The sequence below is a fragment of the Frateuria sp. genome (assembly GCF_035943815.1).
Lineage (GTDB): Bacteria > Pseudomonadota > Gammaproteobacteria > Xanthomonadales > Rhodanobacteraceae > Frateuria_A.
Genome location: NZ_DASZBU010000019.1, coordinates 273131 through 285922 on the forward strand (window position 1 = coordinate 273131; position 12792 = coordinate 285922).

The window sequence follows — 12792 nt, forward strand, 5'->3', positions numbered from 1 at the left end:
CGATGTAACCCCTCGCCCCACGCCGCCGAATACCCCACCACACCCCCGTGGAAACCAGCCCCATGCTCCTGCTGATCCTCGCCTACCTGGGCGGCGTCCTGACCATCCTCAGCCCCTGCATACTGCCGGTGCTGCCGTTCGTCTTCGCCCGTGCCGACCGGCCGTTCGCGCGCAACGGCCTGCCGATGCTGCTGGGCATGGCGCTCACCTTCGCGCTGGTCGCCACGCTGGCGGCGGTCGGCGGCGGCTGGGCGATCCGCGCCAACCAGTACGGCCGCGCCGTGGCGCTGGTGGTGCTGGCGCTGCTCGGACTCACGCTGCTCTCAACCCGCGCCGCCGAATGGCTGACGCGGCCGTTCGTCGCGCTGGGCAACCGGCTGTCGCGGCGATCGGACAGCGAAGGTTCGGCGTGGTCCGCCGCCGGCTTAGGGGTAGCCACCGGCCTGTTGTGGGCGCCCTGTGCGGGACCGATCCTCGGGCTGCTGCTAACCGGCGCGGCGCTCAACGGCGCCAGCGCGCAGACCACGCTGCTGCTGCTCACCTACGCCGCGGGCGCCGCCACCTCGCTGGCGCTGGCGCTGCTGATCGGCGGCAAGGTGTTCGCGCTGATGAAGCGCTCGCTGGGCGCCGGCGAATGGGTCCGCCGCGCGCTGGGCGCGCTGGTGCTGGCCGGCGTGGCGGCGATCGCGCTGGGACTGGATACCGGCCTGCTGACGCGGGTGGCGCTGGCCAATACCGGCGGCCTGGAGCAGAAGCTGATCGATGCCACGCGCCCGACGCCCGCGCCGCAGCCGGTGCACCGGGCTGGCGCGCCGCTGCCGGTGGAGGGCCAGCTGCCCTCGCTCGCCGGCGCCACCGGCTGGCTCAATTCGCCTGCGCTCACGCGCGAGGCGCTGCGCGGCAAGGTGGTGCTGGTCGATTTCTGGACCTACTCCTGCATCAACTGCCTGCGCTCGCTGCCGTACGTGCACGCTTGGTACGACAAGTACAAGGACCATGGCCTGGTGGTGATCGGCGTGCATGCGCCGGAGTTCGCCTTCGAGAAGGAGCCTGCCAACGTGGCGAGCGCCGTGAAGGAGCTGGGCGTGGATTACCCCGTCGCGCTCGACAACGACTACGCCATCTGGAAGGGCTTCGACAACGAGTACTGGCCGGCGCACTACTTCATCGACGCAAAGGGCGACATCCGTGCCCACCACTTCGGCGAAGGCGGCTACGAAGAGAGCGAGGACACGATCCGCCAGCTGCTTGCCGAGGCCGGCCACACCGATCTCCCGGGCGGCTACGTCCAGCCCGGCGCCAAGGGTGCGCAGGCGGCCGGCTCGGGCGATGCGATGCGCTCGCCGGAAACCTATGTCGGCTACGCCCGCAGCGAGCACTTCGCCGGCGGCCAGGTCGCCCACGACGAATCCTGGGACTACCGCGCGCCGGCCACACTGCCGTCCGGGCAGTGGTCGCTGGACGGCCGCTGGACCGTGCACGCCGAGCTCGCGCAGCTGGAGCAGCCGGACGGCCGCATCGTCTACCGCTTCCGCGGCCGCGACCTGCACCTGGTGCTCGGCCCCGGCGCGGAGGGCAAGCCGGTGCGTTTCCGCGTCACCCTCGACGGCAAGCCGCCGGGCAAGGACCACGGCATGGACACCGATGCGCAGGGCAGCGGCACCGTCACCGAGCAGCGCCTGTACCAGCTGGTGCGCCAGCACGAGGGCACCGGCGAGCGCGTGTTCGAGATCACCTTCCTCGACCCGGGCGTGCATGCCTACGCCTTCACCTTCGGCTGATCACGGAGGTTTTTCCATGAACCGCATCCACGACATCGTTGCATTGGAACGGCGCCGCTTCCTGCGCGCTGCGCTGGGCGGCGGCGCGCTTGCCCTGGCCGGTGGACTGCTGGTGCCGCGCCTGTCGGCACGCCCCGCAGCAGCAGCGCCGGCCCGCGGCGGCGAGGTGCTGCTCGAATGCTTCGCCGACGATGGCCACCGCCTCGGCCTGTGCCACGTGCGCAAGCTGGTGCTCACCGATGCGCAGTGGCGCGAGCGCCTGCCCGAGGCCTCGTACGAGGTGATGCGCCACAACGGTACCGAGCGCGCCTTCAGCGGGCCGCACGAACGGCCGCCCGTGCCGGGGCTGTTCCGCTGCCTGGCCTGCGACACCGCGCTCTACGACGCCGCCACCGAATTCGACTCCGGCACCGGCTGGCCAAGCTTCTGGCAACCGATCGCCAAGCGGAACGTCATCGAAAGCACCGACCGCATGTTCGGCTGGGTCCGCACTGCGATCAGCTGCGCGGGCTGCGACAGCCACCTGGGCCACGTCTTCGACGACGGCCCGCGGCCCACCGGGTTGCGCTATTGCATGAACTCCGTGGCGCTGCGCTTCGTGCCGCGCGTGGGCTGAGCGCGCGCTACAGCTCGCTGCGGTAGACCACGAAGCCGGAGCGCTCGGCCAGCTTGTCGTACAGGGCCATGGCCGCGGCATTGCTCTGGTGCGTCTGCCAGTACACCCGCGGGCAGCCGGCGACACGGGCGCGCTCGTAGACCGCCTCGATCAGCGCGCGGCCCACGCCGGATCCGCGCGCCTGCGGCACGGTGAACAGGTCCTGCAGGTAGCAGCTCGGTTCGATGCGGATGGTGCTGCGATGGAACAGGTAGTGCGCCAGGCCTAGCAACCGCCCGTCCGCTTCCGCCACCAGCGCATGCATCGGTTCGTAGGCGTCGAAGAAGCGCGACCAGGTCATCGCGGTGATCTGCGCCGGCAACGCGGTTTCGCCCGAGCGGCCGTAGAAGGCGTTGTAACCATCCCACAAGGGCAGCCAGGCGGCATGGTCGCCGCGCACCACGTCCCGCACGATGACGGGCCCGCTCACGACCGTCCGTCCGGAGGGCCTGGCTGACGGTATGGCGCAAGCAGGGCCGGATCGTCGAACAGGCCCTGCGGCAGCAGGTAGCGCGGCTCGCGGCCAGCCGCGAGCAGGTCGCGGATGCGGGTGGCCGAGATTTCCAGCGGCGTCACCTCCAGCTCGGCCACCAGGCCTGCCGGCTGGTTGCACAGCTGGCGTGGATCGGCCACCTGGCGTGCGGCCACCTCCTCGGCCAGCTCCGCCGGCCACTCGCGCGCCACGCCAGGGCGCGAAAGGACCCCGATGTGCGCGGCCTCGAACAGCGCGCGCCAGCGATGCCAGCTAGGCAAGCCGGCGAACGCATCGGCGCCGAGCAAAAGAACGATCGGCCGGTCGCCCTCTTCCGCGCGCATTTCTCCCAACGTGTCGATGGTGTAGGACGGGCCACCGCGGGCCAGCTCGCGCGTGTCCAGGCCGATCCGGTCCTGGCCCCCAAGCGCTGCGCGCAGCATCGCCACGCGTGTGGTCGCGTCGGCGATCGGCGGCGGCCGGTGCGGCGGCACGCTGGCGGGCATCAGCCGAACTTCGGCATCCAGCAGCTCCGCGGCCTCCCACGCCACGGCGAGATGGGCGATGTGGATCGGGTCGAAGGTGCCACCGAGGACGGCCAGCGGTCGCATGCTTACACTCGCGCCACGGACAGCCCCCTCTCCCCCGGCCCCGCGGGGGGAGAGGGTTGGGGAGAGGGGGAGGCCTTGCGTGACCGGACGCATCGAAGCCACGTTCTTTCAGCGAGCCCCCGCCCCTCACCCCAGCCCTCTCCCCGGCGGGGAGAGGGAGCAAAACCGGCGATCACGCCACCACTCGAGAGGGGAGCGGGAGCGGAGCCGGCGATCACGCCAACGCCCCGGCAGCGCGCGGTTCGGCGATCGCGGCGATCAGGCGTTCGGCCTCCAGCCACGGCTCGCCCTGCTCGCGGCCCTTGGCCATGCGGTCGATGCGCGAGGCGCGCGCCAGGCAGGACAGCCAGTGCTCGCGCGGCGCACGGCGCAGGGCCTTGCGGAAAAGCTGTTCGCGCGCTGGCCACAGCCGCTCGGCGCGCGCCTGCGCGGCGAAATCGCGGGCGTTGGCCAGGCGCAGCGCGAGCTGCAGCTGGTTGACCAGCCAGCCCATCAGCGGGATCAGGTCCTCGCCCTCGCCGCGCAGGCCGGCCAGGATGCGAAGCGCGCGCCCGCCGTCACCCGCGAAAGCGGCGTCGGTGAGCTTGAATGCGTCGTAGCGGGCGCTGTCGGCGACCAGGTTCTCCATCTCGGCCGCATCGATGCGGCCGCTGCCGTGCAGCACCGCCAGTTTGTCGATCTCCTGCGCGGCGGCGAGCAGGTTGCCCTCCACGCGCTCGGCCAGCAGAGATGCCGCGTCGGGGGTGGCCGCCAGGCCGCGCGAGGCGAGCCGTGCGCCGATCCACGAGGCCCATTCCTGCGGCTTGGGAGCGTTGAACACGGCCAGCACGCCGGCGGCGTCCACCTGCCTGGTCCAGGCGCCCTCGTGCTTGGTGCTCCATTCCACCGCGGTGATCAGCAGGGTCACGTCAGGCGGCGGATCGGCGGAGAACGCGGTGATCGCCTTGGCCCCTTCCACGCCCGGGCGCCCGGTCGGCAGGCGCAGGTCGAGCAGGCGGTGGCTGGCGAACAGCGACATGCCCGCGGCCGAACGGGCCAGATCGTCCCAGTCGAAATGCTGGCCAGCCTCCAGCACCTCGCGCTCGGCATAGCCGAGTTCGCGGGCGCGGGCGCGCAGCGCGTCGGCCGCCTCCAGCACCAGCAGCTCCTCGCCCGCCAGCAGGTACACCGGGGCCAGGCGGTCGGACGCCAGCGCCTTGGACCATTGGGCGGCGGACAGCGGCATGTCAGTGCGTGGCGGGCGCCGCCGGCGGGTGGTTGCCGGCAGCCTGCAGGCGGAACAGGATCGCCTGCACCATGTCGTCGTTGAGGCTGCGCTGGATCTCTTCCACCTGCGCCTGATTGCCGATGGTGTTGGTCGCGTCGTAGCTGTAGTCGCGCGACATGTCGATGCGCTGTTCGGGCACCAGCGCCTGGCCCGCGCCGTCCTCGACGTCGAAGCGCACCTGGTAGCGCACCGTGTATTCGGTGACGCGGGCGCCGCCGCTCACGCTCAGCGTGTCGGTGCTGAACTGGGCGACCGGGATCTTCAGCTCGGCGATGCCGGGGCCCCCTTCATCCTCGACCGTGACGCCCGAGCCTTCCAGCGCCCTTGCAAGGTTGCGCTGCAGGTCGCCGCCGCCGGAGACCGACAGGTGCATGCGCTGCATCGAGGCCGGCAGCGCGGCGCTCTGGCGCAAGTGGAAGCCGCACGCCGCCAGGGCCAGTGTGCAGACCAGCAGCGAAGCTCGGAACAGACGGTTCATGGGCTCATCCTGCGACGATGTTGACGATCTTTCCAGGCACCACGATCACCTTGCGCACGCTCTGGCCTTCCAGGAACGCGGCCACGTTGGGATGCGCGCGTGCCGCGGCCTCGGCCTCTTCCTTCGAAGCGTTGGCCGGCAGCTCGATGGTAGCGCGCAACTTGCCGTTGACCTGCACCGCCAGCGTGGCCGAGTCGCGCACCAGCGCGGCGGGGTCCGGCCGTGGCCAGGCCAGGTTCTCCAGCACGGCCTCGGGATGGCCGAGCACCTGCCACAGCGCGTGGCAGACGTGCGGCACCACCGGGTTGAGCAGCAGCACCATCGCCTCCAGCGCCTCGTGGCGCACGGCACGCCCCTGCTCGCTCATGTCGCTGAACTTGCCCAGCGCATTGAGCAGTTCCATCAGGGCGGCGATGGCGGTATTGAAGGAATGCCGGCGGCCCAGGTCGTCGCCGACTTTCTGGATCGTTTCGTGCACCTGCCGGCGCAGCGCTTTCTGCCCGACATCGAGCGCCGCCGGATCGACCACCGGATGATCCGGCTGTGACGCGTGCGTGGTGACCTCGCGCCAGAAGCGGCGCAGGAAGCGCGCCATGCCTTCCACGCCGGCCTCGCTCCATTCCAGCGACTGCTCCGGCGGCGCGGCGAACATGGAGAACAGGCGCACGGTATCGGCGCCGAACTTCTCCACCATCGCCTGCGGGTCGACGCCGTTGTTCTTGGACTTGGACATCTTCTCGGTGCCGCCGATCTGCACCGGTTGGCCGTCCGACTTAAGTCGCGCCCCGACCACGCGCGCGCGCTCGTCGCGCTCGATCTCCACATCGGCCGGGTTGATCCAGTCCTTCGAGCCGTTGTCGTTCTCGCGGTAGAAGGTCTCGGCGATCACCATGCCCTGGCACAGCAGGTTGGTGGCCGGCTCATCCGAGTGCACCAGCCCCGCGTCGCGCATGAGCTTGTGATAGAAGCGGAAGTACAACAGGTGCAGGATCGCGTGCTCGATACCGCCGATGTACTGGTCCACCGGCAGCCAGTAGTCGGCACGCGCATCCACCTGGTTCTGGGCGCCCGGGCTGGTGTAGCGGGCGTAGTACCAGCTCGACTCCATGAAGGTGTCGAAGGTGTCCGTCTCGCGCTCGGCCGGGCCGCCGCACTGCGGGCAGGCGCACTTGCGCCAGTCGGGGTCGGCCTTGATCGGCGACTGCACGCCCGAGAACTCCACGTCCTCCGGCAGCACCACCGGCAGCTGGTCCTCCGGCACGGGCACGGCGCCGCAGCTGTCGCAGTAGATCACCGGGATCGGACAGCCCCAGTAGCGCTGGCGGCTCACGCCCCAGTCGCGCAGGCGCCAGTTGACGCGGCGCTGGCCCTTGCCCTCGCGCTCCAGGCGATCGGCGATCGCCTCGAAGGCCTGGGCGAAGTCGAGCCCGTCGTACTCGCCGGAGTTCACCAGCGTGCCGCGTTCGGTGTAGGCGGCATCTTCGTGGATGCGCCGCTCGAAGTTCTCCACCAGGCGCACGGCGGCCGAGGTCGCGTAGGCATCGGTGGCCTCGCCCTGCAGCGCAGCGCGCATGACGTTGGCGCCGACACCGGCGTTTAGGTCTCGGCCGATCTCGCGCACGGCGTCGACCACGCCGCGGTCGACGATCACCATGCGGATGGGCAGCGAGTACTTCTGCGCGAACTCCCAGTCGCGCTGGTCGTGGCCGGGCACGGCCATCACCGCGCCGGTGCCGTAGCCCATCAGCACGAAGTTGGCCACCCACACCGGAATCGCCTCGCCGGTGATCGGGTGGACGGCGCGCACACCGGTGTCCATGCCGCGCTTTTCCTGGGTCTCCAGCTCGGCCTCGGACACGCCGCCATGCTTGAGCTCCTCCAGGAACGCAGCGAGCCGCTGGTTGCCCTGTGCAGCCTTCAGCGCCAGCGGATGCTCGCCGGCGATGGAGACGAAGCTCACGCCCAGCAGCGTGTCCGGGCGGGTGGTGAACACGGTCAGCGGCTCGGCCTCGCCCTCGACGGCAAAGTGGATCTCCACGCCTTCGGAGCGGCCGATCCAGTTGCGCTGCATGGTCTTGACCGCGTCGGGCCAGCCCGGCAGCGTGTCCAGGCCGTCCAGCAGTTCCTGCGCGTAGTCGGTGATCTTCAGGAACCACTGCGGGATCTCGCGCTTTTCCACCAGCGCGCCGGAGCGCCAGCCGCGGCCGTCGATCACCTGCTCGTTGGCCAGCACGGTATGGTCGACCGGGTCCCAGTTGACCACCGCATTGCGGCGGTAGGCCAGGCCCTTCTTCATCAGCCGCGTGAACATCAGCTGTTCCCAGCGGTAGTACTCCGGGCGGCAGGTTGCGAACTCGCGCGTCCAGTCGTAGGCGAAGCCCATGCGCTTCAATTGCTCGCGCATGTGCTCGATGTTCGCGTAGGTCCACTTGGCCGGCGCGGTCCGGTGCTTGATCGCGGCGTTCTCGGCCGGCAGGCCGAAGGCGTCCCAGCCCATCGGCTGCAGCACGTTCTTGCCGTTCATGCGCTGGTAGCGGCTGATCACGTCGCCGATGGTGTAGTTGCGCACGTGGCCCATGTGCAGCGCGCCGGACGGGTAGGGCAACATCGAAAGGCAGTAGAACTTGGGCCGCGCCGGGTCTTCGACCACCTCGTAGGCGCGCTGCGCGCTCCAGTATTGCTGGGCAGCGGTTTCCACCGCCTGCGGCTGGTAGACCTGTTCGTTCGAAGCCTGTTCGTGGGAGTCCTGCATGTTTCCGTGCCGTGGCTGGGTCATCTGCGCACACCGGGAATCGGCGGGCTGGGAGGGACTCAGCAGACTAGCCGAGCGCCGGGTTGGCGCCAAGTCTGGGACGGTGATGAGACGCGGATATCCCTCCCCGCCGTCGAGGGATGGCTCGATGGGCAGGATCTATGGTGCGGGACAGGCCGTGGCCCGGCCGCCGGCGAGCGGGGCGGCGACCTGCGCGATCTGAGCGGCCAGCCGCGCCAGCGCATGCTGGTGGCCCTCGACCAGCGCGTCGTAGCCGGCACCGACCGGCTCGCGGACCTGGCTGGTGCAGGCCAGGGTCGCTTCGCCCGGCAACAGGCGAAGGCTCCAGGCGGCGTCGATCAGGGCATAGTCGCCGGGAGCCGAATCGAATCGACGCAGGTCGACCTTGATGCGCAATCGCGGCTTGCCGCCGCCGGGCAGCCCGGTGACGTCCTGGGTGTGCAACGCCTGCGCCAGGTTAGCCGACAAGGAGCCGCGCACTTCCTGCGCCAGCGGGGCGATCCAGCGTTCGCTGCCCAGCGGCACCGCGCCCTGCCCGCCGTGGCGGATCACCAGTTGTGGCTGGTCGACTTGCGCCGGGACGCCGACCGGCAGGAGCTCGAACTGGAAGGCGGCGGCCGGGCCGGTGTCCGCGACCACGGGCGCCGGTGCCACCAGCGTGTAGTAATGCACCGGAGCCGAAGCACAGGCAGCCAGCGCGAGCGCGCAGACTGCGGCCAACAGGATTCGCGGACGGATCATGGCTTGCTCCCTTGTCCCTGGCGTGTGGCTGGCGCGGACGGTTGCGCGGGTGGCGGATCGTCACGCCGGCCACGGATGAGCGCTTCGGGATGCACGTCCAGGTAGTCGGTCAGCGCACGCAGCGAGCGGGCCATGCGCTGCAGCTCTTCCAGCGTGCTGCCCAGGTTCTGCTGCAACGGCGAATCGGCCGAGAACGCGCTGTCGGCGCTGCCGAGCGTGCGTTGGGCGCCCTTGAGCGTGCCCTTGAGCTCGGGGAGCACGTCGCCGTTGACGTGCTTGAGCGTGCGGTCGAGCTCACCCAGGGTGGCATCGAGGTTCTGGCCGATGCTGTCGAAGGGAATCTTCTGCAGCTTGGTGACGATGTCGGCCATTTGTTCCTGCAACTTGTCGAAGCTGCCGGGCGCGGTGGGCAGCTCGATCGGCGTGGCATGCGTGTCCAGCACCGCCTTGGGTGCCTTGGGCACGAAATCCAGGGCGATGTAGAGCTGGCCGGTGAGCAGGTTGCCGGTGCGCGCCTGCGCCCGCAGGCCGTGTTCGACCAACGGACCGAACATGCGGCCCAGGTCGACCCGGCCATCCTGCAGGCCCGCCTTAGCGGCGAGCTTGTCGTAGGCCTTGCCCAGCCGCTGCGGATAGATCACGGCGCCGACGGTTAGCGGGAAGCGCTGGTCCTTGGCTTCGTAGTCCATGTTGATGGATACCACCTGGCCGATGTTGATGCCCAGGAACTCCACCGGCGCATCCACCGCCAGCCCGCGCAGCGATTGGTTGAAGCGCATGCGGATGTAGCGCGGCGGGCCGTCCGGCGGCGCCATCGCGGTGGACCGGTCAGTGAACAGGGTGAAATCGGCATCCTCGGGCGCGGGCGTGTCGTCGTGCGGGCCGTGAGGATCCTCGAAGGCGACGCCGCCGGCGATCACCGTGGCCAGCGACTGGGTGTTGAGCTTCAGGCCGTTGGCGCCCAGCGAGACGTCCACTCCGCTGGCGTTCCAGAACCGCGTGGAGCGGCTGACGAAGCGATCGTTCGGGCCGTCGACGAAAATCCGCAGCGTCACGCCCTTGCCGTCCTTGTCCAGCGCGTAGGACACGACCCGGCCGACCTGAATGCGCCGGTAGTACACCGGCGATCCGGTATCGAGCGAGCCCAGGTCGTCGGTGTGCAACACGAAGCTCTTGCCCGGAGCGCCATGCAGCACGGCCGGCGGGGTTTCCAGTCCCTTGAACTCGGTCTGCTCGTCGTGCGAGTCGCCCACGTCGGTGCCGATGAAGGCACCCGACAGCAGCGTATCCACGCCCGAGACCCCGCCCAGGCCGATGCGCGGGCGCACCACCCAGTAGCGCGTGCCCTTGGTGGCGAAGCTCGATGCGCTCTTGTTGAGAGCCACTTTCACGCGCACGCGCTGGCGGTCGTCGGACAGCTCCAGGCCGTTGACCTTGCCGATCACCACATTCTTGTACTTGACCGGCGTCTTGCCCGCCTCCAGGCCCTCGGCGGTCTGGAAGGTGATGGTGATGTCCGGACCGGCCTGCAGCCAGGCGTGTACCACCAGCGACAGCCCCACCAGCGCGGCCAGCACCGGCACCAGCCAGATAAGCGAAATGCTGAAGCGGCGCCTGCGCACCACCGGCTCGGGCAGTTCCCCGCGCGGGCCCTGCCCGGTGGGTGGGGTCTGGTCAGTCATGGTCGGGGCCATCCCACATCAGTCGGGGGTCGAAGCTCATCGAGGCGAACATCGTAAGTATCACGGTCAAGCCGAAGAACACCACGCCCGGCAGCGGTTCGACCTGGCTGAAGAAGCCGAAGCGCACCAGCGCGGTAAGCAACGCCACCACGAACACGTCCAGCATCGACCAGTAGCCGATGAACTCGACCAACCGGAACAGCTTGGCGCGCTGGCGCAGCGCCCAGCGGCTGCGCCGCTGTGTGGTTACCAGCAGCGTGCCCAGCACCAGGAACTTCATCATCGGCACCACGATCGAGGCGGTGAACACGATCATCGCCAGGCTGGGCGAGCCCTTGACCCACAGCTCCACCACCCCGCTGATGATGGTGTTGTCGTCCACGTCGCCCAGGCTCACCGTGCGCATGATCGGCAGTACGTTGGCCGGAACGTACAGGATGAACGCAGCCAGCAGCAGCGCCCAGGTGCGGCGGATACTGTCGTGCTTGCGCCGGTGCAGTCCGGCGCCACAGCGAGGACACGCCGCATCTTCCATCGCCGGTTCGCGACAGACCAGCCCGCATACGTGGCAGGCCATCATGCCCAGCTCGTGCGCGCGCGGCGCGTTCATCGAGGTGGCTCCGTGTCGTCCCACAGTCGGCGCAGGTCGATGCCGGAGAAAATTGTGATCAACAGTGTCAGCACGCCATAGGCCCAGATGCCTGGGTCGGGCAGCACCTCGAAATAGGCCCGCGCCTTGACGATGGATACCAGCGCGCCGAGCACGAACACCTCGGTCATCGTCCACGGCTGCAGGTAGTGGAGTGTGCGCATGATGAACGCGAAGGCCGGCGCACGCCGACCGTCACGTGCGAACCACAGCACCCAGCCGAGCATCAGCATCTTGTTCAGGGGAAAGAAGAACAGCGTGGCCGCCGCGACTACCGCCACCACCTGGGCCTCCTGCTTCCACATCATGATGATGGTGCCCCACAGGGTTGCGCTGATGCGCTGCGCGCCCAGCCCCAGGGTCACCACCGGCCACACGTTGGCGATCACGAACACGATCAGCGCTGTCAATACCAGCGCGAGCATGCCGCCGGCATCGAGCGCGTGGTAGCGCGCCAGCTCGGCGCCGCAACGCACGCAACGTATCTGCTCGCCGCGGGCCAGCACGCGATTGCGATGGACGGTATCGCATTGCTCGCAGATCAGCGGCGCCGCAGCCGTGGCTGGCGCCGGTTCCTCGCGGGCGATGCCCTGCTCTGGCGTGCTCATCCTGGCATTCTCGCAAATCGCGAGCGAAGAAGAAGCTGGTGGCGTACACCCGGGGCCAATCGAAAGCGGCCGGCAGTGCTCTTGATATGCTGCGCGACGCCCTGATCTCAGCCATTCCCGCCAGGAGAGCTTCCACGTGACCGCTGCAGCCCAAGCCCACGTCTTCGACGTCGACACCGTCAATTTCGAGGCCGAGGTGCTGCGTGCCTCGCTGACCGTGCCGGTGCTGGTTGATTTCTGGGCGAGCTGGTGTGGCCCCTGCAAGACGCTCGGCCCGCTGCTGGAAAAGCTCGCCGCCGAATACAACGGCGCATTCCGGCTGGGCAAGGTGGACGTGGACAAGAACCAGGAGCTGGCGGCCATGTTCGGCGTGCGCTCCATCCCTACCGTGATGCTGGTCAAGGACGGCCAACTGCTGGACGGCTTCGCGGGTGCGCTGCCGGAAGGCCAACTGCGCGAATTCCTCTCCCGCCACGTGCAGCCGCTGGAGGGGGCCGCCGAAGCCGAACCCGAGCCGGCCGAGCAGGAAGACGCGGCGCAGGCGATCAACCGCCTGCAGCAGGCCATCGCGGCCGAACCGGAGCGCGCCGAACTCAAGCTCGACCTGGCGCTTGCGCTGATGCGCAACGGTCAGGCCGACGCCGCCGAGGCCGAGCTCAACGCGCTGCCCGCCAACCTGGCGACCGACGCGCGCGCGGTGCGCCTGCGCAGCCAACTGGATCTTGCCCGCGCGCTGGAAGGTGCGCCTCCGCTCGCCGCCTTGCGCCAGCGCGTGCACGCCGATCCCGCGGACTGGGCTTCGCGCGACCTGCTCGGCGTGCGCCTGCTGCTGGAAGACGACCCGGCTGCCGGCCTCGACCAGTTCCTGGCGATCCTGGAAAAGGCGCGCGACTGGAACGAAGGCCAGGCGAAGAAGCGTCTGCTAGCCGCGTTCGCCACGCTGGATGATGCCGAACTGGTCGGACGCTACCGCCGCCGCATGGCTTCGCTGCTGTTCTGACATCCGCGGCAGGAGCCACGTCCGCCCGCGAGACGGCCGCGGCGGTGCAGGATCCGTACGCTGGCGTACGCTAAA

General features: G+C 69.5%; 12 protein-coding genes. 3 read left to right on the top strand and 9 right to left on the bottom strand.

Translation table 11 applies throughout. The features are described from left to right. Positions 1 to 62 precede the first annotated feature (62 nt). Positions 63 to 1781 (top strand): cytochrome c biogenesis protein DipZ, encoded by a 1719-nt coding sequence (locus VGU65_RS15075; protein ID WP_327477078.1) that lies wholly within the window; start codon positions 63 to 65, stop codon positions 1779 to 1781. 16 nt (positions 1782 to 1797) lie between these two features. After that, positions 1798 to 2397 (top strand): peptide-methionine (R)-S-oxide reductase MsrB, encoded by a 600-nt coding sequence (msrB, locus tag VGU65_RS15080; RefSeq protein ID WP_327477079.1) that lies wholly within the window; start codon positions 1798 to 1800, stop codon positions 2395 to 2397. Between the two features lie 7 nt (positions 2398 to 2404). Here the strand turns inward: msrB and VGU65_RS15085 are convergent, their stop codons facing one another. From VGU65_RS15085 to VGU65_RS15125, 9 genes are all read right to left on the bottom strand, one after another. After that, positions 2405 to 2866, bottom strand: a complete 462-nt coding sequence (locus VGU65_RS15085) for a GNAT family N-acetyltransferase (RefSeq protein WP_327477080.1) — start codon at positions 2864 to 2866, stop codon at positions 2405 to 2407. Next, entirely contained in the window at positions 2863 to 3519 is a 657-nt protein-coding gene (nadD, locus tag VGU65_RS15090) for a nicotinate-nucleotide adenylyltransferase (RefSeq protein WP_327477081.1), read from the bottom strand. Before nadD ends, VGU65_RS15085 begins: the two co-directional genes overlap by 4 nt. Before the next feature lie 214 nt (positions 3520 to 3733). Then, a complete protein-coding gene (gene holA / locus VGU65_RS15095) occupies positions 3734 to 4744 on the bottom strand; it encodes a DNA polymerase III subunit delta (RefSeq protein WP_327477083.1) in 1011 nt (336 codons plus the stop codon). Between the two features lies 1 nt (position 4745). After that, the gene (locus tag VGU65_RS15100; RefSeq protein WP_327477085.1) at positions 4746 to 5264 is read right to left on the bottom strand and encodes an LPS-assembly lipoprotein LptE; all 519 of its coding nucleotides are present in this window, start codon (positions 5262 to 5264) and stop codon (positions 4746 to 4748) included. A gap of 4 nt (positions 5265 to 5268) precedes the next feature. Further along, positions 5269 to 8016, bottom strand: a complete 2748-nt coding sequence (leuS, locus tag VGU65_RS15105; protein WP_327477087.1) for a leucine--tRNA ligase — start codon at positions 8014 to 8016, stop codon at positions 5269 to 5271. A 159-nt stretch (positions 8017 to 8175) separates the two neighbouring features. Beyond that, entirely contained in the window at positions 8176 to 8778 is a 603-nt protein-coding gene (locus tag VGU65_RS15110; RefSeq protein WP_327477089.1) for a PqiC family protein, read from the bottom strand. After that, the gene (locus VGU65_RS15115; RefSeq protein ID WP_327477092.1) at positions 8775 to 10460 is read right to left on the bottom strand and encodes a PqiB family protein; all 1686 of its coding nucleotides are present in this window, start codon (positions 10458 to 10460) and stop codon (positions 8775 to 8777) included. The genes VGU65_RS15110 and VGU65_RS15115 overlap by 4 nt, the downstream gene beginning before the upstream one ends. After that, a complete protein-coding gene (locus VGU65_RS15120) occupies positions 10453 to 11070 on the bottom strand; it encodes a paraquat-inducible protein A (protein ID WP_327477094.1) in 618 nt (205 codons plus the stop codon). Before VGU65_RS15120 ends, VGU65_RS15115 begins: the two co-directional genes overlap by 8 nt. Next, complete coding sequence (locus VGU65_RS15125; RefSeq protein ID WP_327477096.1) at positions 11067 to 11717, bottom strand: paraquat-inducible protein A; 651 nt, start codon at positions 11715 to 11717, stop codon at positions 11067 to 11069. Before VGU65_RS15125 ends, VGU65_RS15120 begins: the two co-directional genes overlap by 4 nt. Positions 11718 to 11853: 136 nt before the next feature. Between VGU65_RS15125 and trxA the strand changes: the two genes are divergently transcribed. Beyond that, complete coding sequence (gene trxA / locus VGU65_RS15130; protein ID WP_327477098.1) at positions 11854 to 12717, top strand: thioredoxin; 864 nt, start codon at positions 11854 to 11856, stop codon at positions 12715 to 12717. Positions 12718 to 12792 lie beyond the last annotated feature (75 nt).

Excerpts from the sequence above, each read along its gene's own strand:
- VGU65_RS15120 (WP_327477094.1), bottom strand. The coding sequence starts at position 11,070 with ATGAACGCGCCGCGCGCGCACGAGCTGGGCATGATGGCCTGCCACGTA.
- VGU65_RS15115 (WP_327477092.1), bottom strand. The coding sequence starts at position 10,460 with ATGACTGACCAGACCCCACCCACCGGGCAGGGCCCGCGCGGGGAACTG.
- VGU65_RS15110 (WP_327477089.1), bottom strand. The coding sequence starts at position 8,778 with ATGATCCGTCCGCGAATCCTGTTGGCCGCAGTCTGCGCGCTCGCGCTG.
- VGU65_RS15075 (WP_327477078.1), top strand. The coding sequence starts at position 63 with ATGCTCCTGCTGATCCTCGCCTACCTGGGCGGCGTCCTGACCATCCTC.
- VGU65_RS15100 (WP_327477085.1), bottom strand. The coding sequence starts at position 5,264 with ATGAACCGTCTGTTCCGAGCTTCGCTGCTGGTCTGCACACTGGCCCTG.
- nadD (WP_327477081.1), bottom strand. The coding sequence starts at position 3,519 with ATGCGACCGCTGGCCGTCCTCGGTGGCACCTTCGACCCGATCCACATC.
- msrB (WP_327477079.1), top strand. The coding sequence starts at position 1,798 with ATGAACCGCATCCACGACATCGTTGCATTGGAACGGCGCCGCTTCCTG.
- holA (WP_327477083.1), bottom strand. The coding sequence starts at position 4,744 with ATGCCGCTGTCCGCCGCCCAATGGTCCAAGGCGCTGGCGTCCGACCGC.
- VGU65_RS15125 (WP_327477096.1), bottom strand. The coding sequence starts at position 11,717 with ATGAGCACGCCAGAGCAGGGCATCGCCCGCGAGGAACCGGCGCCAGCC.
- leuS (WP_327477087.1), bottom strand. The coding sequence starts at position 8,016 with ATGCAGGACTCCCACGAACAGGCTTCGAACGAACAGGTCTACCAGCCG.